At 37.6% G+C, this 23,401-nt stretch carries 12 protein-coding genes; 9 read left to right on the plus strand and 3 right to left on the minus strand.

Translation table 11 applies throughout. The features are described 5' to 3' along the window. Positions 1–17: 17 nt before the first annotated feature. The 6 genes from AB4865_RS06690 (at position 18) to AB4865_RS06715 (ending at position 9,099) form a co-directional block, all read left to right on the plus strand. Positions 18–5,222, plus strand: a complete 5,205-nt coding sequence (locus tag AB4865_RS06690; protein WP_372472506.1) for an RHS repeat-associated core domain-containing protein — start codon at positions 18–20, stop codon at positions 5,220–5,222. Then, a complete protein-coding gene (locus AB4865_RS06695) occupies positions 5,200–5,853 on the plus strand; it encodes a hypothetical protein (RefSeq protein ID WP_372472507.1) in 654 nt (217 codons plus the stop codon). Before AB4865_RS06690 ends, AB4865_RS06695 begins: the two co-directional genes overlap by 23 nt. A 131-nt stretch (positions 5,854–5,984) precedes the next feature. Continuing rightward, positions 5,985–7,001, plus strand: coding sequence for an RHS repeat-associated core domain-containing protein (locus tag AB4865_RS06700; RefSeq protein WP_372472508.1), 1,017 nt, complete (start codon positions 5,985–5,987; stop codon positions 6,999–7,001). A gap of 9 nt (positions 7,002–7,010) precedes the next feature. After that, a complete protein-coding gene (locus tag AB4865_RS06705) occupies positions 7,011–7,346 on the plus strand; it encodes a hypothetical protein (RefSeq protein WP_372472509.1) in 336 nt (111 codons plus the stop codon). A 146-nt stretch (positions 7,347–7,492) separates the two neighbouring features. Then, a complete protein-coding gene (locus AB4865_RS06710; protein ID WP_372472510.1) occupies positions 7,493–8,566 on the plus strand; it encodes an RHS repeat-associated core domain-containing protein in 1,074 nt (357 codons plus the stop codon). 5 nt (positions 8,567–8,571) lie between these two features. After that, positions 8,572–9,099, plus strand: coding sequence for a hypothetical protein (locus AB4865_RS06715; RefSeq protein ID WP_372472511.1), 528 nt, complete (start codon positions 8,572–8,574; stop codon positions 9,097–9,099). 374 nt (positions 9,100–9,473) lie between these two features. On the opposite strand, the gene AB4865_RS06720 is transcribed toward AB4865_RS06715, so the two are convergent. The 3 genes from AB4865_RS06720 to AB4865_RS06730 are packed head-to-tail and all read right to left on the minus strand — an operon-like array spanning position 9,474 to position 10,347. Beyond that, positions 9,474–9,896 carry a transposase gene (locus AB4865_RS06720; RefSeq protein ID WP_372472512.1) on the minus strand — a complete coding sequence of 141 codons (423 nt, stop codon included), beginning with the start codon at positions 9,894–9,896 and terminating at the stop codon, positions 9,474–9,476. 6 nt (positions 9,897–9,902) lie between these two features. Beyond that, on the minus strand, positions 9,903–10,181 hold the full coding sequence (locus AB4865_RS06725) for a hypothetical protein (protein WP_372472513.1): 279 nt from the start codon (positions 10,179–10,181) through the stop codon (positions 9,903–9,905). Beyond that, positions 10,162–10,347, minus strand: coding sequence for a transposase (locus AB4865_RS06730; protein ID WP_372472514.1), 186 nt, complete (start codon positions 10,345–10,347; stop codon positions 10,162–10,164). Before AB4865_RS06730 ends, AB4865_RS06725 begins: the two co-directional genes overlap by 20 nt. Before the next feature lie 428 nt (positions 10,348–10,775). Between AB4865_RS06730 and AB4865_RS06735 the strand changes: the two genes are divergently transcribed. The 3 genes from AB4865_RS06735 to AB4865_RS06745 all read left to right on the plus strand — a co-directional run bounded on the left by AB4865_RS06735 (position 10,776) and on the right by AB4865_RS06745 (position 23,394). Then, a complete protein-coding gene (locus AB4865_RS06735) occupies positions 10,776–11,804 on the plus strand; it encodes a hypothetical protein (protein WP_372472495.1) in 1,029 nt (342 codons plus the stop codon). A gap of 16 nt (positions 11,805–11,820) precedes the next feature. After that, complete coding sequence (locus AB4865_RS06740; protein ID WP_372472496.1) at positions 11,821–12,096, plus strand: T9SS type A sorting domain-containing protein; 276 nt, start codon at positions 11,821–11,823, stop codon at positions 12,094–12,096. 279 nt (positions 12,097–12,375) lie between these two features. Next, on the plus strand, positions 12,376–23,394 hold the full coding sequence (locus AB4865_RS06745; RefSeq protein WP_372472515.1) for a TIGR02594 family protein: 11,019 nt from the start codon (positions 12,376–12,378) through the stop codon (positions 23,392–23,394). The last annotated feature ends 7 nt before the right edge of the window (positions 23,395–23,401 follow it).

A 23,401-nucleotide genomic window follows, 5' to 3' on the forward strand; every position in this document is an offset into this window, starting at 1 on the left:
TTTCGCCAAGTGCAGGCTTGGGCTATGCTTTTACGCCTAATGTCAATGACCGTTTCAATGCCGATTTTCACTTGGGCGTAACGGGTTCGGAAACTATTTCGGAACAAAAGACACAATTTTATGACATCAACGGTGACGGTTTGGTCGATTTTGTAAGCAATAAACAGGTCTTTATCAATACAGGAACAGGTTTTGTTACTTCAGGAATGCAATTGCCGGATTTTGAGAAAAATACGACGGTTCAAATCGGTTGGATGACCAATTTGTCTGTATTGTTTCCGGTTTCTGTATTTGGGATTACTATCAAGTTTGGTGGCGGTGGCGGTTATAGCCGTTCGAGTAGTTTTCATTCAGAAAAAATCCGTTTGATGGATTTTGACGGCGATGGTTTTGTTGATGTGTTGTATTCAGACAAAGAAGAGCGGTTGAAAGTGCGATTGTCAAATATTCGCCGTACCAATTTGTTGAAAAAAGTGAGCAATCCTACGGGTTCGTCGTTTATTATGGATTACGCAACGACAGGTTCTACCTATAAAATGCCGTTTAAAAAATGGGTGTTATCGTCTGTGGATATTCACGATGGATTTGTGGGCGATGGTGCCGATGTACAACGCCAACGCTTTGAATATCAGAATGGATTTAAAGACCGTAGAGAGCGCAAATTTTTAGGATTTGGTGAAATCAAAACCCATCAATTGGGCGATAATGAGCAAGTGTATCGCACACAAACACAGGAGTTTGTGCTAAACCAGCTGACCGATACAGAGGCAACGGAACCGAGTATGAGCGGAAAGGTGCGAAAATACCAATACATTGGGCAATTGCCTTGGAAATCATCATTGAAAGATGCGTCTGGTCGAGTGATAAACGAGCAAATTACCGATTATCGTTTGGTGAGTTTAACAGCTAATCAACCGATGGGTAATTTCAATACTACAGAGGCTTCGACCCAAAATTTTGGAGATAAAAGTCGTATTTTGCCCTTGGTGAAAACCCTTACACAAAAGACGCATCATTTTGAGGGAATGAGTAACGATTTTATTACCCATACACAGAGTACACAATTTCAGCGATATGACCGGTATGCACAGCCGTTGCAAGTGAAATTGGTAGAGGACAATTTGGATGTGCGTATTTTGTATCACACGATAAATAATTCGTCAAAATATTTAGTATCTATTCCACGTCAACACCGCATTTTGCATAACAATCAAGTGTTGCGAAAAAGCGATACCACCATAGATGCTGTAGGAAATATTAGGAGTATTTCTCGCGATAGATTGGACGGTCAACAAGCGATTACAAATTATGAGTACAACACATTTGGATTGCTGACGAAAGTAACTTTACCGAAACAAACTGCCAATTCTCCAGAGAGTAGTCGCATGTTCTATTCATACATTTACGACCCAAAATATTATCAATTTGTAAGCCAAGTAACGGATGCTCACGGCTATATCAGCAGCAAATCGTACAGTAATTTTGGAAAAATAGAAAGCGTAACGGATACCAACGGCAACCAATTTTTCTATGATTACGATGCGATGCAACGATTGGTTTTGTTCAAAGGACCATATCACAATGAAAAAACGATTGAACATGAGTACGGTCGCACGGTGCAAAATATACCTTATGCTGTAACCAAACATTATATTACCGACAATCAACATGCACAAAATGCACCGCAACAAATCGTGCATACAGTCAGTTTTTCGGATGGATTGGGTCGCATTATTCAAACCAAAAAACAATTAGACACACCGCAGGAATGTGTAGGTGGCAATGGCTATTGGTTGGAGGTTTCGGGCAAACAATTGTACGATGCCTTGGGACGAGTAACCGCTTCGTATCTGAGTAAAGAGGAGAAAAATTGTCAAGGAGATTTTAATACTCAACTGCGATTGTACAGCGATTTGACACACAACAATCAAGAAAAAACAACCGTTGCTTACGATGCCCTCGACCGACCGCTCTTGCAGACCGTTGTAGGCTTGGATGCTGTAACTTCGTATATTTATGGCAAGGACAACGCTACCCAAACGGCAACGACCCAAGTCATATTGCCAGAAGGCAACCAAACCACGACTTATACAGACCGCCGAGGACACACTGTGCAATCGGTGCAGTACAACAGTGATACAAACGAGGCTTTAGCCACACAATTTGCTTACAATGCCTTGGGCGAATTGCTACAAGTAACCGATGCCGAAGGACATCATACAAAATATCAGTACAATAAATTGGGACAAAAAACTCAGACGATACATCCTGATAGCGGTACAACCAAGTTTGAATACAATCTCGACGGTTCGTTGCGACGCATGGCAAACGAAAAACTCAACCACAACAACCAGTGGATCAATTATTCGTACAACAAAAATCAGTTGATACAAGTACAGTATCCGTCGCATACAGTATCGTATGAATACGGAACCGCGAGTGATTTGGGCAACGGACAAAACCGAGTAGGACGTTTGAAAAAAGTAACGGATTTGACGGGTACTCGAGAGTTTTCGTACGGAAAATTGGGAGAAATCACGCAAGATTACCGAGTGTTGCAATCGCAAAACGGAGTGATGCAATTCTACACCAGGACCCAAACCGACTCGTGGGGGCGTGTGTTGGAGATGACTTACCCTGACGGAGAAAAATTATTTTACGAATACAATACAATAGGACAATTAAAAAAGATAAAGAATTCAAATAATTATGTATATTTGAGGCACGTACTTTATACGTTTTTCGGCGAAGCCAAAGAGATAGAATACGGTAACAAAGTAAAAACCCAAAACGATTTTGATACCATGCGACGTTTGCGTACGATGCGATTGCGAAGACCGAGTAACCACATTTTTTCAAATGTGCAGTACGATTATGACCGCAACCAAAACATTGTGCGACAACGAAATACGGTATCACAGCACAACAATTTGCATTTGGGAGGCGTGAGCGATAAGCAATACCAATACGACAAATACAATCGTTTGTCGAGAGCCATAGGTACATTTACAGGATTTAAGGAAGAGCAAAACTATGATTTGACAATGAGCTACAACGCGACTCATGGTATTGTAAACAAAAACCAGACACACAATGTAATGCTGAATCAAGTACCACAAAATTCGGTGCATAATTATCAAGCGGAGTATTTTTACGATGATGATACACACCCTCACGCACCGTCATTGTTGCAATACCAAGACGGAAAAAGTATTAAATTGAGTTATGATGCCAACGGTAATTTAGAGCATATACAATCAGACAAGGATTTGGTTGTTGTAGGCAATAGAGATTTTGAATGGGACGAGCAAAACCGTTTGTTGTCTGTGGTGGACAATGGCGGACAGCAGATCAGTCATTATGTATATGACCACACAGGCGAGCGAACGTTTAAGTCAGAGCAAGGACTTAGTTTGGCAAATGTATCAGGACAGCAAGCGTATGAAGTATCAGATATGACAAACTATACGCTGTATCCATCAGGCTTTGTCACGGTAAATCCGGAGCGAAATGAATATACCAAACATTATTACAACAACGGCAAGCGATTGGCAAGTCGCTTGATGACTCTACAAGGACAATTTGTCTCTCAAAATCAGTTGCAACCACAGGCGGTGAGTATGCAGGCGATGTCGGCTACTCAAAGCCCACAAAACTGTCAGCAACAGTTGGATGCGATTATGCAATACCTTGCCAACGACCCTGCGATGGCAGATTGTTTGACAGCGGTACAAAACATCAATGCAGACACATCGTATCCCGATGCTTGTGCAAAGTTGTATGAGGTAAATTCATTAAACTGCTCACCAGCAGATGTGATTGATGTGGTGATTACAGACCCTGTGTACACCCCAGAGGAAATCAGTGAGTTGGATTGTATTAATGCGATATATCAATTGTTTTATTTGTCTGTATATAAAAGCAGTAGTACCTATTGGTTGAATGCAGATGTAAAACGCTGTTATAGCCAAATAAAAGGTATAATCATGAAATATTTTATAACACCAGAACCACAACGAATGGATCCTTGTGAGTTTTGGGAGTATTTACAACAATTTTTACCGTGTGAACCTACGCCAACAATTCAAGAGCCAGTTCCAACACCAACGGAGCCAATCACATACGAGCCACCTGTAATGACACAACCAACGCCTGTACACGGTTTCGAACCTGTACAACCATCGTTGGACAGAGTATATTATTATCACGGAGACCACTTAGGAAGCAGCTCGTATGTAACAGACGACATAGGGCGACCAGTTGCGTATTACGATTATTTGCCCTTTGGTGAAACAATGGTAGAACACAACCAAACCACGAATTTCAACAATGGGTACAAATTCAACGCTAAGGAGTTAGATGAAGCAACAGGTATGAGTTACTATGGAGCGAGGTACTACGATCCAAGAATAAGTGTGTTTGTGAGTGTAGATCCGCTGGCGGAGGAGTTTGTAGGCTGGACACCTTATCATTATGTACATCAAAACCCTATCAACTTGATAGACCCAACAGGAATGAGTGCGGAAGATGGTAATGGTAATCCTGCCAAAAATATTGTAATAAACTTTTTGAGAAATGATAGAGGTTCAAAAAATAAACCCTTAGGTAATTTTGACAATAATGATTTAGCAAAAAATGGATGGCATGTAATTGATGTTTCAACTATTCAAGAAGCTAGTGATAAGTTAAAAAAATATTTGAATGGAAATAAGATAGATAATTTATTTATAAATGCTCACGGTAATTCTATAACATATAGCTATGAAGATGGAACATTTGCTGATTTTGCTTCAGGGGTGAAGTTAGGAGATATTTTTATTTCAGGTAGAACCTTACAGTTATATAGTGAAGGCAAGTTTGATGAACTTAATGATTTTCATAAAGGTGCGGTTAATGCAATTTCAGCATTAGATGATATTTCAAAAATGATGAATACTAACTCTAATTTAATTTTTGGAAGTTGTTTTTCTGGAAATGAGCATAGATTTGGAGAATTTATTTCACAAATGAATCCACAAATGAATGTATTTGCATCAGGCGACGGGTACTATATTGAGCATAATCAAAAAAGTAAAAAAACATCTTTTGCTAACTTTTCTAATTATGCAATTAGGAGAGAAGATTTTGAGATTGGAATGCGTCGTTATAGATCAGGAAGATTAATAGACGAAGGTTTTAACATAAAGATAAATAATAAAAATGGAATTAGTATTTTTAAATAAATATATAAAGTATTGGATTTTTATTTTCTTTTTACATTATTCCACATTAATTGCACAAGATAGAATTAGCTTTAGAGAATTTGAACAAAATTTAATAGATGGAGAGGGGTTTACAGAAAGTGAAATTGTAAAAATTAATAACTATTCGTTTGTAAAAATAAAGGGATATGAAATTTTGGATGTTTTTTTGCCAGTTGTAATTGATTTTGACGAGGATAATGAGTTAAAAGAATATTGTTCAGGAGGATATTTGTTAATCTATGATAAAAATCGAAAATGTTTTTTTGAAATAAGAGTCGATAGGAGAGGTATTTGCTTAGAAAAAGGTATAGGTAATACTTTTAATATAAATGCAGAACTTTTTTACGAATTTACCAAAGATTATTCTGTTGGTATAGATATAAAATTAATAACGCATGAAAGACAAAAATATTGGTTTCAGTTGGTTGAAAGAGAAAATAAAATGATTGTATATGCAAAATGTTTAGATAATAGTTATAACAAAGTTTTGGAAATTGACGGTAATTTGAACAATCTTTTTATAGATGACATTTTTGAAAAAATTCTATTGTTGGATTTTAATAGGTTAGAATCAATGGAAAAAAGTTTTTATTTTAGAAATGATATATAGGATAGAAGAGTTTAAATTGTTTTTACCTTTTGAAACTCCTACAACCATACCACAACCCACACCCATCGACCCTATAAATTATACCCCCTCCACAAGCAACGAAGCCTGCTCTGGTACACGGTTTCGAACCTGTGGAGCAAAGTATAGACAGAGTATTTTATTACCACGGCGACCATTTAAATTCAAGTACTTATGTAACCGACGACATAGGACGACCAGTAGCATATTATGACTACTTACCGTTTGGAGAGGTAGCTGTGGAGCATAACCAAACCACTAACTTCAACAACGGCTATAAATTCAACGCTAAGGAGTTAGACGAAGCAACAGGTATGAGTTACTATGGAGCGAGGTACTACGACCCAAGAATAAGCGTGTTTGTGAGTGTGGATCCGCTGGCGGAGAAATACAGAAACATTGGAGGTTATGTTTATACTGCTAATAATCCAATAAACTTTATTGATCCTGATGGGCGTGAACCGATTAAACCATACGTTGGTACAGTAAGTAATTTTGTTTCCCTATTAAATAATAGTTCTAGAAAAGTAGGAACTTTTAAAGGAGCTCAAGCTAGTTCATATCTAAGTAGTTTGAGTAATACTAAATTTGATTTGAAAAAAGGGAGACCTTTGCCAACTCAAACAGGGTACTTTAATATGAAAAAAGGGCGATATATTTATACTACTAAAGGAGGGTGGGTTGATATGACACATTTTTTATTTTATGCTGGAGCAGCATATAATTATAAACAAGATGGTTCTAAGAATCCTATAGGAGAAGCGGTTCAAGATGGTTATAGACAGGAAGCTTCAGATGTATTTTTTGCTCCTCATTCAGCTTATAGCTATGAAGATCTACCGAGTGATAAATTTGGTGCAGACTTCGCAGTTAATTTCTTTGACCCAAATAGTGATTTGACTTTTGCAGAACAACTTGAAAGTTATTTAGTAAATGAATTAGGGGCAACAAATCCATCAAATGCACCGAATTATGATAATTTACCTAGTTCTGATAACCAAAAGAAACCCACCAGACAAAACGTAACGACAACTCCTGTGTATGTTGATGGAGATGATGGTACTGTTGGGCAACCAAGAAAAAAACCTGAAAATGAAAATCCTGGAAGAAGAAAACCGGGTGAATTTTAATTCAAAAATATGAGACGTGAAACAGTATTTATTTTCGTGTTATTAATTATAGCATCTTTTTTGGTTTACTTCTTTTACTTTAATACGGAAGAAAGAGGATTAATAAATCAAGGAAACATAATTGTTGAAAAAATAGAATCTTATAAATTAAAAGAGGGATATTTACCAAACAGTTTGAATGATATCGGCATTGAAGAAAAAATGGAAAGTCCATTTTATTACACTCGCTGGGATAGCGTAAATTATATTCTATATTTTACAAAACCAGGTGTTGGAGAGTCAATGAATTATTATTCAGATTCCAAAGAATGGAGTCATATACAAAGAGGCTTCCAATCTGAATAACCAAAAACGCCAGCTTACAGCTTGACAGAGTGAATTTCTTTGAATATCGGTAGGATGTTAGACGTTTACCTTTCATTAAAAAAACATTTTTTATCTTGCTAAAGATCATTACATTTATCTCGTTGTTTAGATAAAATAAATAGTTTGTGAAAGATAGGTTTGTAAGTCTCGAACCTGTACAGCCCCCACTCGATAGAGTGTATTATTATCACAGCGATCATTTGGGTAGCAGCACTTATGTAACCGACGACATAGGACGACCAGTAGCATATTATGACTACTTACCGTTTGGAGAGGTAGCTGTGGAGCATAACCAAACAACGAATTTCAACAATGGGTATAAATTCAACGGCAAAGAGCTAGACCAAGCCACCGGCATGTACTACTACGGAGCAAGATACTACGACCCGAGGTTGAGTGTTTTTATCAGTGTAGACCCATTGGCGGAAGTTCAACCAAACAAGACACCATATCATTTTGTAAGCAACAACCCTGTGAATTTTGTGGATCCTGATGGGAGATTTCCATATCCAATAGTCATACGTTCATTTCATCCAGCAGCTTCTTTTGGCGGAGGAAAAAGAGGATTACCACCAACTTGGAATGGTTTGGGCTACTCTGGTGATAACAGAGGTTTTAGTTTAAATAGTACTGCATCTTCCCGTATTCATCATAGAGTTGTAGCAGACCCTCAAAAGGGAACAGTAAGTTATTCTGGCAGAGGTAGAGGAGGAACTTATTCAGATCCCTCTCATCATCCAACGCAAGGTGTAGCAACGGATGTTCCTAATGGATATATAGGTCGTGTAAGGTCTGGTAATAATTCTGTATCATTTGAAACGGGATATGAAGGAAAGAATCCTTTGGCAAGTGGTCCGATTTCTTATATTGATGTAGATGCAATAATTTCACTGTCACAGAATGGAGATATTTTAAATATCAATGCACAAGTAGCAGGAGATAATTTTCCAAATACAGAAGCTTTTATTACAGATCCAAGTGGACAAAAATTGTTCATAGGAACTGATGTAAGAGCGGCTGGGCAAGATGATATGCCTACTATATTGTTTGAACCAGCAACAGAGCATATTATGAATGTTAATATGAATGTTAAGACAGATCCTAAAACAGGCAATTTTATCAGTGTTCAAAAAGGTGATGACTGGATTAGTGTTCAAGATTATAACAAGCAATATTTAAATAAAAATCCTAATCCATAAAAAATATGAAAAAGACATTTAGAGTGTTTGGTTATATTCTATTAGGTTTATTGCTAATTTGGAGTGTAATGTATCTTTTAGAGCAATGGTGCTATAAGGCAGAAAGTGAAATTTTTATTTTACCTGATAATTTTGAAGGGGCGGTTATTGTCTTATATAATGAGAAAGACGGAGAGCCTGAAAAATATGATAAAAAAGGAAACAGAGTTTATGATATTCCTGAAAATGGTTTATTGAAAACGAGATTTAAGTTTCAGGATGGTTGGCGAGATATTAAGTACATTCAAAGGAACGGAGTACAATTAAGATATTTACTTCCATCTGATAACGTTTGGAACGATACAATTACAAAAAGAAGAAATGACAGTATTTATGTTTTTAATGCTTCTTACTCTGATGATTATTGGTTCCTTGTAGGGAAAATAAAGGATATTGATTCTCTAGGAAAAGAAATGGATAAAAAATGGGAAGCTTTTTTCAAATCCTGTTATTTTGAAAGAGGGAGACAGCATTGGAAACGTAAGACACAATAAAAATTTTGATAAAATAAAAGCCCGCAATTAGCGGGTAGTGTTCCAAAGTTAGTGATGGGCAACTATTCTAATAGGTAACTAGCTGATATATAATAAAAAAACGAATAAAAGAATAAAGCGTTTTCACCATATAAAAATATGCCCTAAAAATTTTGCTCTTTCAAAAATAATGTTTACTTTCGGTAAAGTTTAACCATAAAACCATATAGTTGAGACCTTTGCAAGAACCGTCCATTCTCTATTTTTCCTATATTCGGATGATTTTTTTAGAAAATGGGGTTTTGAAAATTCGAAATTGTATTCTTTTTCATCATTTTTTATCTCTTTTTCGGGAAGATTTTAATCAAAAGCTCCCTTTTTTGAGCTTTTTTTCATTAAAAGGCAGGAAGTATCTCCATCTTCGGACTTCGCTTCAGATTGTAGGCAATGGCTTCCAAAATAGGTTGTGTGTGTACCTTGTCCAAACCTTTTAAACGAGTCTGCCCCACACCAAACCATCGCTTTTGACTCCCAAAAGTACGCTCCACTACCCAACACGTTTTAGAAATCAACTTGTTAAACACTCTCTCCCATTTACTTAGCGGCTTATTTCTCTGTGCTTTATGCTGTATCCTGTCCTTGGATTTTCTTCTCTTAAGATATTCCCTATTCACCTTGGAAGCATAGCCTTTATCGGTAAAAACACCTTTTTTAATTCGTTCATTGTCAATTTTTTCCAATAAAGGAATCAAGCCTTTGCTATCGTGCTCGTTAGCCGCTGTGGTATGAACCGCCAATACCAAACCATTACTATCCACCGCAATTTACTTCTTGTATCCGAAATAAGTTTTTGTGCCTTTTTTAAGCCATCTCGCTTCCTTATCTACCCCATCTTCAGCCACTTCCCTGAAAAAATGCTCTTGTTTTTCAATTTCCACCTCGGGCAATTCGTCTTCTTTTCGGTCTTGGGCAATTTCAAAAGTTTTTGGCTTTTTCGAATGAAACAAGCTCTGCTTAATACTAGCATCTATCTTTACGCCTTGATGAATGATGATTCTGTGTTTTTCCAACTGATGGTTGGTTTCAGAAAGCAAAGAAATCAAAGGCTTTCTTTTCGGTAAGCTCGGTGCGAAATAGACTTAAAACACTGTAGCTTGGTACAGAATCTTCCAATTGCATATCGCAGAATTTCATCGCCGATAGGCTGTCATTTACATACTCTTCTAGCTTGATATCCGAGAGATTGTTCCACATCCCGATGAGTAGCATTTTGAAAAGCAGGAGTCCATCGTAAGGTTTTTAACCCGAGGTGGAAAGCCCTTTTTTGATAGTTTTTGTCGATGATAGCGGAAATAGGTCGCCAATCAATAATGGTATCGACTTGTGCGTAAAAAGAGCCTTTCGGGTGCGTCTTTCTACATCATAAGTAGCAAAGGACATAGCGGATAGAGTTTTGGTGCGTTTCATAAAACAAACGCACAAAATAATAAATTGATAATCAATTGATTAAAAAAATCACTTCTTGTTTTCTTATCCTGTAAAAGTCTCAATACTGTTTGTTATGGGAATCTTTTTTGATTTTAGAATTGATGAGATCAGAAAAAAATGTTTTATAAAAAATTTCAAAGCACTACTTTTTTATATTATTTTTTATATTATTTTTTATATTTTTGTACAAATATTTAACATTTTAAACAATGAAAAAACACAATTTCATTTTTTCGTTTTTGTTGTTTTTTGTTATGACGATTTGTGGTTTCAGTCAAGAGACAACTAATGCTTTTTTTCAACCTAAATATTGGTTGCAAAATTTCACTTCTTCTACAGATGCAAATCATTTGTTAAATGGTCATGCACCTTTACAATTGTCAAAAGATAAAATTTGGACTACTTATGATAAACTTAGACACACCAATCAATTGTTTGTAGTGGTAAAAAGCAACGAAGAATTGCCTGTTTTATTTGTTTTGGGGAATAAAAAGAATTTCTTTTTACAATCGTCCAGTTTTCAATTGGATTATGAACGTAATTATTCTATAAAACAATTTCAACCCACAGGAGAATTGTTGGATTTTTTTCTCACAGACTTTGGAAAAAATCAATTATGGATTGTTCCTAATGACAATTTTCAATTATATGAATTGATTATCGATTCATCTGTTACTCCTAAGAATGTAAATGAAATTCGTACCTATTTATCCATAAAATATGGAATTAATTTGCTGGAAACCAATCAGTATTATTATAATGGAATAAATTTGTGGGAAAAAGATTCTAATGATAAAAACATTTTTGGATTGGCAGTCTTTGATAAATATGTGTTGAAACAATTGAGTAGTACTCATTCTAGAACACAGGATATTTCACTTTCATTTTCAGAATCGATAGAACGCAAAAAATTAAGCGACGGAAGTTGTATTTTATTGGGAACAAATGAAAAAGACTATCAATTTAGAGAGGATGTATGCGAAAAACAATGGACGCTTCAATCGACACTATCAACTAAAATAGATTGGCAATGGCATATTTCTCAAAAAGAAGCATCTACACAGGTGGATTATTATTTGCTTGTTGATAAAAAAGAATATCAAGGAAAAGCTTACAGACAACAAAGTGGTTTTTCAAGAAATAGATGTACATATAGGAAAACAAAACATACAATTGATAAGAAAAAATGCCAAAAGAATAGAGGAGGTAAAAAAAGATCTGGAGGAAGCAATTGTTGAAAAAACGGAACAATCATTGGTTCATAAATTTGAAAATCACTCCAGTTGGACAGTACATCCCAATCCGTCAAAAACATCGAGTGATATCTATTGCCGATTCGATTTTCCAGAAAATAAAAAAGTACGATTGGCGATTTATCAAACTGACGGACGATTTATAAAACAGTTTTCAGAAATAAACACAGCCACACAGCCAACATTTGTATTTCAGTTGGATACCGTAGGTAGCTATATGCTCATTGCCTATTTTGAAGATAGAGTTGAGTTGAGGAAAATTGTGGTTTTAGATTGATTTTTTTAACACATAGGCTCATAGGAAACATAATTTTTTATGTATAATAATCTATGTTTTCTCTATAAGCGAAGCATCTCTGATTTATGGGAAAGTCTTTTTAATATTGGTTTTGACCATATTAAAATATACTATTCAGATAGAAAAGAATGTAAAGACGAACCTTAAAACCCCAATAATATACATCATCAATATAGTTTTTATTAGTAATTTTTGCAAAAAACTTATTTGTATTAATAAATAAATATAATTTTTAACCCAATAAAAATACATTACCTTATGAGACGACACCAAAAGACTATTAGTTGGTTTTTCTTGTACCTATTTGTTTTTCAAATAGGTATAGAATCGGTATATGCGTTGAAAAATCATGATATAATTTCATATAGATTTTGGAATTCTAAAGAAAATATTAATATAAGTGCGAGTTTCTTAACTCCTCAAGTCAGCCCCCTAACCTCTACACCAGTAAAAGCCGAACTGTACGAAGTAAAAGAGGGAACTAATACTGTCGCGTGTAGTAATAACACCGAATACACAAACTTGAAATCTGGCACGAGACAAAGCCGACTGAACGAAGTTAACCAAGGAACTTCCAACCATTTCATCATTGGTTATCACCCTGCGACTGGTGTGGATGAGCCGTTTGACAATGTGTTTGTGTTTGATTGGGAGACAAAAGATGTTGACAAACAAGTATTTTTGACTGCGGATGTCAAAGGTGTGAGCAATGCTTCGGGCTTGAGTTTTTCTGTAAACCAACAACAAGTGGTTGGTGGGTATTTTGTGGAAAAATCCAACGATTGGAAACGCATAAAAATTCCGTTGTCAACTACTCATTTACACAATGGTAAAAATCATATTTTGTTTACCAATGGTGACAATCAACAGTTGTTTTACGAACTGAAAAATCTACAAATCCAGATTGAAAACACTAATAAAAACACAGATTTTCAATTGTTTGATGAGCAGGTTTTATTTACGCATAATCAAAAGGCGTATCTAAAAGGTACTGTTCAACCCAATGTGAAAAACATTCGTATAAATGGCGTAAAAGCTCAACTGCAAGGCGATTTTTTCGAGGTAGTTTTTCCTATGGAAAGCAATTGCAATAGCGTCACTATCGAATTGGATAAATCCAATACTACAGAAAGTCTTCAACATACTTTTTCAGAACAAAAAGAACTGACTTTCGCTCAAAAAATGGAAGAATTTTCTTTGTCCACAGCGGTTCAGTTTGATGCAAATTCTTCAACTTGGCAAGTAAGTCTTCCATCCCTTTTTTTAGAAATCCCCTCAGAATCTTATCCGAAGGCATCGCAAATTACCGCAACGCCTTTGCGTCCTCGTGATGTGGCTCCTTTGGGACAAAAAATCGTGAATGTTACTGCTACCAATAGCGGGTATCGCCTATTGCCAGCTGGGGCAAAATTTTCTGAAAGTCTATCACTTTCCTTGGGGATTGATGATCAAAAATTACCCAAAGGCTATCATTTGCACGATGTGCAAATTTTTTATTTCGATGTCGATGAAAAGCGTTGGGTAGCTATCGAAACCAAAAGTATTGATACAGAAAATAATACGATTACAGGGCTTACCAATCATTTTACCGATTTTATTGCAGGGGTGATTCAAGCACCCGAACATCCAGAGGGTGAAGCGTTTGCACCGACCACGATTAGCGATATGCAAGTGGCTCAACCCTTGGCAAATCAAATGCAAATTGCTCCACCCACTGCCAATCAGCTGGGAGATGGTCGCATCGAATTTCCGATACACATTCCCAGTGGTCGCAACGGTTTGCAACCCAATTTGAGCCTTTCGTACAACCACAGCGGTTCGAGTAGCGTAGTGGGGTATGGTTGGGATTTGCCTATTCCGTCGATTGCCATCAATTCCAAATTTGGAGTACCCGAATTTCACGCCCAAAAAGAAACGGAAAGTTACCTTTTCAACGGCGAAGAATTGTTGCAAAAAAATGGAAGCAACCTCTATTTAGCGCATAGAGAAGAACATCACATTAACCGAACTTCGCCTGCGTTTTTTTATCCCAAAGTAGAAGGAGATTTTTCACGAATCGAGCGATTGGGTACTGCTCCAAATGCATATTCGTGGGTGGTTTGGGACAAATTGGGAACCAAATATTACTACGGAACTCATTTAAATTCAAGAATGTACGATTCGGCAACTGGAAACATCAGCCAATGGTTTTTGGACAAAATCGAAGACAAAAATGGCAATTATATTTCGTATAATTATCATACAAAACATTATGAATCAGATCATTTAGAAGGAGGAAAAGAAGTTTTGTTGGGATCTATTGGATACACTTTTCATCTCAATTTACCTTATGGAAACTTCAACCGACATCAGATAAATTTCATTTATTCTGATGCTTCTCGACCGGATGCTACGATTAGCTACCGCAATGGATTTAAGGAAGTTAGTGCCTCTGTATTAGAAAAAATCGAAGTTTCATCTTATGATACTGGTAGAAAAAAATCCGAATATGGTATCAATTATTTACTCAATCATTCGACAGGTGTTTTTTCAAAACATTTATTACAATCTATTGAAACACAGTATGTAAAGTACAATGCTCAAGGAGGAATAGAAAGTTCGCATTCGTATCATCACGCCTTTGATTATTACAATGATGTATCTGGTGGTTTGTTTGGCGAAGAGCGTATTTTGAATACTCCGAGCGATATTGGTTTGGGAATTATTGACGACTTAGATTTTCTCAACAAGGTAGATTTGTCGATGCTCCATGCCTCGGTGGACAAGGGGGTAGAACAAAAGCACATCGAAGGTGGCGTAGGCGTTGGATTGGGAACATTAGCATCCAACAATCCCATCACCTATATAGGGACAATCAGCACGGCGTTTGCCTTTCCGGTGCGTGTTACCAACAAACCAATAGTGCAACTGGTTGATATTGATGCAGATGGATTGCCAGACAAAGTGGTAAAAATTGGCAATCAGTGGAAGTATCGAAAAAATCTCGATGGACTGGCATTTTCGCCTCAATTGTACTCTATCCACAATTTCAACGAGTTGAATGTAACCGCATCAAAAACAGTAAATAAGCCCGATATAAATCTCAATTTGTTTCATACAACGATTGGTTTTTCTAAAAACAATACGCTGAGCAATACAACCACCTATCTCTCGGATGTCAATGCCGACGGTATTCTCGATTATGTCCGAGACAAAAAGGTGTTTTTCGGAAAAATAGACTCAACCTTAGGTCAGCCGACGTTTACGGTCAATAGTGCCGAAACACCCAATGTGATTTACAAAGGTTCTGAGGTAGAGGAGTCGGTTCTCAATCAGCCGGTTGAGTTTTCTAATGCCAACGATTTGATGGAAATTGTCAAGGTTTGGCGTGCTCCAAAATCGGGAAAAATCAATATTAATGGTACGGTTTCAAAGGATTTTACCTCGGTAGATCAAGGAGTACGTGTGGCGATTCAGCGTAGTTATTGGCAAACGTTTTCCAATGGAAATTTTTTGCTAAATGATGAAGAGGAAAATGATGAGTCTTTGATTGAAAATGATGAATTCGTTGAAGAATTAGTCGAAAATTCAGTTGAAAATGATGATTTCGTTGAAGAATTAGTCGAAAATTTAGTTGAAAATGATGAATTCGTTGAAGAATTAGTCGAAAATTCAGTTGAAAGTGATGATTTCGTTGAAGAATTAGTCGAAAATTCAGTTGAAAGTGGTGATTTCGTTCAAGAATTAGTCGAAAATTCAGTTGAAAGTGGTGATTTCGTTCAAGAATTAGTCGAAAATTCAGTTGAAAATGATGATTTCGTTGAAGAATTAGTCGAAAATTCAGTTGAAAGTGATGATTTCGTTGAAGAATTAGTTGAAAATCATTTCAGTCCGATAGGAATAGGTAGATTTTATACCAATTCATATATCCTTTCTCCCTCGTTGATGGTTGCTCAATCTATGCCGACCAATTTTCAAAATATTTCGGTAACGAAAGGAGATTTGATTTTTTTTAGGGTAAACAGTAGTCAGATTCCGGTGGATGAATTGTCGATTACTTGGAATCCTGAAATTGTTTATACCAATGAAAATTTTGAGTCGCCCAATAGCTATAAACAATATTCTAGCAACTACAGCGATGCCTTTGTTTATGGGACTTCTCAACCCAAAATCGAAGTAATCAAAGAGCCTGGGGTCTATCAATTGGGGTGGAATGCGTTTCCAATAAACAATGTTACTTTTCAAGGAGCGGAGCTTTCTGACGAAGTGCGTATTCGTTTTTCGGTTTATAAAACTGCTCAAAATGGCGTACAATTGGTCGAGCAAAAAGAAACCATCATTCCTATTAATGGAAATCATTTGGTTCAAGCTCCTCATTTTCAACTCAATCTTTCTCAAATCGATAAATACAATCCAGATACCTATCGTTTTGTAAAAGTGGAGGTATTGGCAAATTCGCAAATCAATTGGAAAAAATTGGATACTAAATTCAACCCTTTTTTCCAAAAAATAGGCGGAGAAAAGGTGGATTTGATTCCTTATTATCAAGTGTTTGCCAATCAGCATACACAATACGCTCCGTCTGTTTTGGTGGGTAGCCCTAAAAAGGTGGTGGTCAAACACAATTTTAGTTTATCAAACTGTACTTCTGTAGATTGCGAAAATCAATACGTTTATTTTGTTGTAAAAAATCAACGGGGACAGATTCCGAATAATTTGATTGTCAATGGTCAAAATTTTCCTGCAAAAATTCGTTACAAACTCAATGCTCAAGGGCAAGTCACCGAGCGAAAAGCTTATAGTCATTCCACCAAAGATTATACGGTTTCGATTCCTACGACACAGAGTATTTTGAGTTTTTCGATACCTCATTCTGCTGTGATTCAACGCAAAACGCACTTTTTTGAATACTATACTTCGAGTAAAAAAGTTGCGCACAAATTGGCGAGTTATCAAAATTTCAATTCATTGGTTTTTAATGAAAATGGCAGTTCGGCTCAAAATAATTATGTTGCTGGATTTCAAGGGCTGTACAAAGCCAATATTTTTAGTAGTGAAAACAATTTACAAGTAGGAACGCTCTATCGCAATTGGGGTCAATTTGCTTACAAAGGAGCCAATCCAGGAGAACCCTTTCAATACATCAACCGCAACCATTTATCGATCAGTCCGCTTGTGGGTGACAGTGAGGGATATTCTCAATCATCGATACAGCAACTTGAAAATCTGATGAATACTCCTGATAGCGAGGCTGATTCTATCGACGAAAACGACAATGGAACCATTGCTATTGGAACAAATACAGTGCTCAATACCAATCGATTGCAAGCCTTGGAACGCTTTGCAGCATTGACACCCCATCGAGCAAATGCTTCGTGGCAAATGCACAACAAACTCAAGGTTACAGCCACCCAAAGTAGTCCGTTTTTGCGTTACGAAGATCAAGATGCTTCTTACAATCCGTCGGTATCTACTACGGTTTCGCCTTGTGCTTCATGCGAGGCGGTGGGAATTGTAAAACAAAGCGAAACCCACTCAAAATCACGTACGCGTTCATCAAGTATTGTTTTTACTTCAATTTCAATGGCGACCAATTCGGGAGAAAGTCGTATGCTCAACGATTTTACCGACATCAATGGCGATGGTTATCCCGATGTGTTGGGAGGAGCGATTCAGTTGACCAATTCGAGAGGAGGATTGACCAATACATTACAAGCCAAAAGTTTGCAAATGAACCAACAAACCAATGGTTCGGGAGCGACTGCGGGTGGTTCGGCACAGGTGTTTTCCACCTCAATCAAAGGGCAAAAAAGCAACACACATACAGTAAAAAATCACCACAACATCAATGGGGCAGGTTCGCTTTCGGGCAGTTATTTTGAATCGACTACTGAAAATCAAGGGATATTTATCGATTTGAATGGTGATGGATTGGCTGATGAAGTAGATTTTGACAATAAAAAGGTGTTTTTTAACCTAGGAAAAAGCTTTCATACGGAAAATTACACAGGATTTGCTGTACAAAATAAACATTTGGTTTCAACATCGAGAAACTTTGGTATTTCGCCAAGTACAGGCTTGGGCTATGCTTTTACGCCTAATGTCAATGACCGTTTCAATGCCGATTTTCACTTGGGCGTAACGGGTTCGGAAACTATTTCGGAACAAAAGACACAATTTTATGACATCAACGGTGACGGTTTGGTCGATTTTGTAAGCAATAAACAGGTCTTTATCAATACAGGAACAGGTTTTGTTACTTCAGGAATGCAATTGCCGGATTTTGAGAAAAATACGACGGTTCAAATCGGTTGGATGACCAATTTGTCTGTATTGTTTCCGGTTTCTGTATTTGGGATTACTATCAAGTTTGGTGGCGGTGGCGGTTATAGCCGTTCGAGTAGTTTTCATTCAGAAAAAATCCGTTTGATGGATTTTGACGGCGATGGTTTTGTTGATGTGTTGTATTCAGACAAAGAAGAGCGGTTGAAAGTGCGATTGTCAAATATTCGCCGTACCAATTTGTTGAAAAAAGTGAGCAATCCTACGGGTTCGTCGTTTATTATGGATTACGCAACGACAGGTTCTACCTATAAAATGCCGTTTAAAAAATGGGTGTTATCGTCTGTGGATATTCACGATGGATTTGTGGGCGATGGTGCCGATGTACAACGCCAACGCTTTGAATATCAGAATGGATTTAAAGACCGTAGAGAACGCAAATTTTTAGGATTTGGTGAAATCAAAACCCATCAATTGGGCGATAATGAGCAAGTGTATCGCACACAAACACAGGAGTTTGTGCTAAACCAGCTGACCGATACAGAGGCAACGGAACCGAGTATGAGCGGAAAGGTGCGAAAATACCAATACATTGGGCAATTGCCTTGGAAATCATCATTGAAAGATGCGTCTGGTCGAGTGCTAAACGAGCAAATTACCGATTATCGTTTGGTGAGTTTAACAGCTAATCAACCGATGGGTAATTTCAATACTACAGAGGCTTCGACCCAAAATTTTGGAGATAAAAGTCGTATTTTGCCCTTGGTGAAAACCCTTACACAAAAGACGCATCATTTTGAGGGAATGAGTAACGATTTTATTACCCATACACAGAGTACACAATTTCAGCGATATGACCGGTATGCACAGCCGTTGCAAGTGAAATTGGTAGAGGACAATTTGGATGTGCGTATTTTGTATCACACGATAAATAATTCGTCAAAATATTTAGTATCTATTCCACGTCAACACCGCATTTTGCATAACAATCAAGTGTTGCGAAAAAGCGATACCACCATAGATGCTGTAGGAAATATTAGGAGTATTTCTCGCGATAGATTGGACGGTCAACAAGCGATTACAAATTATGAGTACAACACATTTGGATTGCTGACGAAAGTAACTTTACCGAAACAAACTGCCAATTCTCCAGAGAGTAGTCGCATGTTCTATTCATACATTTACGACCCAAAATATTATCAATTTGTAAGCCAAGTAACGGATGCTCACGGCTATATCAGCAGCAAATCGTACAGTAATTTTGGAAAAATAGAAAGCGTAACGGATACCAACGGCAACCAATTTTTCTATGATTACGATGCGATGCAACGATTGGTTTTGTTCAAAGGACCATATCACAATGAAAAAACGATTGAACATGAGTACGGTCGCACGGTGCAAAATATACCTTATGCTGTAACCAAACATTATATTACCGACAATCAACATGCACAAAACGCACCGCAACAAATCGTGCATACAGTCAGTTTTTCGGATGGATTGGGTCGCATTATTCAAACCAAAAAACAATTAGACACACCGCAGGAATGTGTAGGTGGCAATGGCTATTGGTTGGAGGTTTCGGGCAAACAATTGTACGATGCCTTGGGACGAGTAACCGCTTCGTATCTGAGTAAAGAGGAGAAAAATTGTCAAGGAGATTTTAATACTCAACTGCGATTGTACAGCGATTTGACACACAACAATCAAGAAAAAACAACCGTTGCTTACGATGCCCTCGACCGACCGCTCTTGCAGACCGTTGTAGGCTTGGATGCTGTAACTTCGTATATTTATGGCAAGGACAACGCTACCCAAACGGCAACGACCCAAGTCATATTGCCAGAAGGCAACCAAACCACGACTTATACAGACCGCCGAGGACACACTGTGCAATCGGTGCAGTACAACAGTGATACAAACGAGGCTTTAGCCACACAATTTGCTTACAATGCCTTGGGCGAATTGCTACAAGTAACCGATGCCGAAGGACATCATACAAAATATCAGTACAATAAATTGGGACAAAAAACTCAGACGATACATCCTGATAGCGGTACAACCAAGTTTGAATACAATCTCGACGGTTCGTTGCGACGCATGGCAAACGAAAAACTCAACCACAACAACCAGTGGATCAATTATTCGTACAACAAAAATCAGTTGATACAAGTACAGTATCCGTCGCATACAGTATCGTATGAATACGGAACCGCGAGTGATTTGGGCAACGGACAAAACCGAGTAGGACGTTTGAAAAAAGTAACGGATTTGACGGGTACTCGAGAGTTTTCGTACGGAAAATTGGGAGAAATCACGCAAGATTACCGAGTGTTGCAATCGCAAAACGGAGTGATGCAATTCTACACCAGGACCCAAACCGACTCGTGGGGGCGTGTGTTGGAGATGACTTACCCTGACGGAGAAAAATTATTTTACGAATACAATACAATAGGACAATTAAAAAAGATAAAGAATTCAAATAATTATGTATATTTGAGGCACGTACTTTATACGTTTTTCGGCGAAGCCAAAGAGATAGAATACGGTAACAAAGTAAAAACCCAAAACGATTTTGATACCATGCGACGTTTGCGTACGATGCGATTGCGAAGACCGAGTAACCACATTTTTTCAAATGTGCAGTACGATTATGACCGCAACCAAAACATTGTGCGACAACGAAATACGGTATCACAGCACAACAATTTGCATTTGGGAGGCGTGAGCGATAAGCAATACCAATACGACAAATACAATCGTTTGTCGAGAGCCATAGGTACATTTACAGGATTTAAGGAAGAGCAAAACTATGATTTGACAATGAGCTACAACGCGACTCATAGTATTGTAAACAAAAACCAGACACACAATGTAACGCTGAATCAAGTACCACAAAATTCGGTGCATAATTATCAAGCGGAGTATTTTTACGATGATGATACACACCCTCACGCACCGTCATTGTTGCAATACCAAGACGGAAAAAGTATTAAATTGAGTTATGATGCCAACGGTAATTTAGAGCATATACAATCAGACAAGGATTTGGTTGTTGTAGGCAATAGAGATTTTGAATGGGACGAGCAAAACCGTTTGTTGTCTGTGGTGGACAATGGCGGACAGCAGATCAGTCATTATGTATATGACCACACAGGCGAGCGAACGTTTAAGTCAGAGCAAGGACTTAGTTTGGCAAATGTATCAGGACAGCAAGCGTATGAAGTATCAGATATGACAAACTATACGCTGTATCCATCAGGCTTTGTCACGGTAAATCCGGAGCGAAATGAATATACCAAGCATTATTACAACAACGGCAAGCGATTGGCAAGTCGCTTGATGACTCTACAAGGACAATTTGTCTCTCAAAATCAGATGCAACCACAGGCGATGAGTATGCAGGCGATGTCGGCTACTCAAAGCCCACAAAACTGTCAGCAACAGTTGGATGCGATTATGCAATACCTTGCCAACGACCCTGCGATGGCAGATTGTTTGACAGCGGTACAAAACATCAATGCAGACCCATCTTATCAAAATGCTTGTGATAAACTCTATGCCGTAAACGCATTAAACTGCTCACCAGCAGATGTGATTGATGTGGTGATTACAGACCCTGTGTACACCCCAGAGGAAATCAGTGAGTTGGATTGTATTAATGCGATATATCAATTGTTTTATTTGTCTGTATATAAAAGCAATAGTACCTATTGGTTGAATGCAGATGTAAAACGCTGTTATAGCCAAATAAAAGGTATAATCATGAAATATTTTATAACACCAGAACCACAACGAATGGATCCTTGTGAGTTTTGGGAGTATTTACAACAATTTTTACCGTGTGAACCTACGCCAACAATTCAAGAGCCAGTTCCAACACCAACGGAGCCAATCACATACGAGCCACCTGTATTGACACAACCAACGCCTGTACACGGTTTCGAACCTGTACAACCATCGTTGGACAGAGTATATTATTATCACGGAGACCACTTAGGAAGTAGCACTTATGTAACCGACGACAACGGACGACCTGTTGCGTATTATGATTATTTGCCATTTGGAGAAGTGGCGGTTGAACACAACCAAACCACGAATTTCAATAATGGGTATAAATTCAACGCAAAAGAGTTAGACGAAGCGACAGGTATGAGTTACTATGGTGCGAGGTATTACGACCCAAGAATAAGCCTGTTTGTGAGTGTAGATCCGCTGGTGGAGAAAACAATGACTCCTTATCAGTATGTGCATCAAAACCCTATCAACTTGATAGACCCAACAGGAATGAGTGCGGATGGTTGGGTGCAGAGAAAAGATGGGACTATTTATTGGGATGAAAACGCAACTTCACAAGCCACGACCAAAGCAGGCGAAACATATTTAGGAAAGACTTACGAAAGAGAAAAAATTTGGAGTAATGTTAATGTCAGAGGGAATATAGAAAATGGTCTAATGCGAGAAAACTATAAGTCCAATGGTAAAATGGAGTATACGAATTTGACTCCTTGGGTAGATAAAGCTTTTGAAGAAATGGCTAAGGGAATATCTGAAACAGGTAGTAACCCCGAAATCACAAAATATTGGGAATACACACAAATGCCTAAAGCTGCCGCAAATGGAGATAAGTGGGCTCAAAGTGTTTTGAAAGAAGACCAAACCCCTTGGTGTGCTGCCTTTGTTAATTACAGTTTAGAAACTTCAGGGGTTGATGGAACTATGTTTGCTACAGCATATTCCTTTAAAAAATATGGTCAAAATTTAGGGAATAACAAACCTGTATATGGCTCAATCGCAGTTATGAATTATTCACACGTGGGTTTTGTCGTTGGTACAAATAAAGATGGTAGAATTATACTACTTGGAGGTAATCAAGGGAATGCTATTAATTTAAGCCCTAATGGAAAGTCCTCAGTTATACAATATGTATATCCAAGCGGACATACTCCTACAAACCTTTCACTGCCTCAATATGATTTAAAAGGACGCTCACTAACAAATGCAACATCAAGATAAGATATAA

This window comes from Capnocytophaga sp. ARDL2, assembly GCF_041530365.1.
Taxonomy (GTDB): domain Bacteria; phylum Bacteroidota; class Bacteroidia; order Flavobacteriales; family Flavobacteriaceae; genus Flavobacterium.

What these genes read in the sequence shown, in the direction of transcription:
- AB4865_RS06745 (WP_372472515.1), top strand. Translation starts at nt 12,376, where the DNA reads ATGAGACGACACCAAAAGACTATTAGTTGGTTTTTCTTGTACCTATTT.
- AB4865_RS06705 (WP_372472509.1), top strand. Translation starts at nt 7,011, where the DNA reads ATGAGACGTGAAACAGTATTTATTTTCGTGTTATTAATTATAGCATCT.
- AB4865_RS06735 (WP_372472495.1), top strand. Translation starts at nt 10,776, where the DNA reads ATGAAAAAACACAATTTCATTTTTTCGTTTTTGTTGTTTTTTGTTATG.
- AB4865_RS06730 (WP_372472514.1), bottom strand. Translation starts at nt 10,347, where the DNA reads ATGCTACTCATCGGGATGTGGAACAATCTCTCGGATATCAAGCTAGAA.
- AB4865_RS06715 (WP_372472511.1), top strand. Translation starts at nt 8,572, where the DNA reads ATGAAAAAGACATTTAGAGTGTTTGGTTATATTCTATTAGGTTTATTG.
- AB4865_RS06695 (WP_372472507.1), top strand. Translation starts at nt 5,200, where the DNA reads ATGGAATTAGTATTTTTAAATAAATATATAAAGTATTGGATTTTTATT.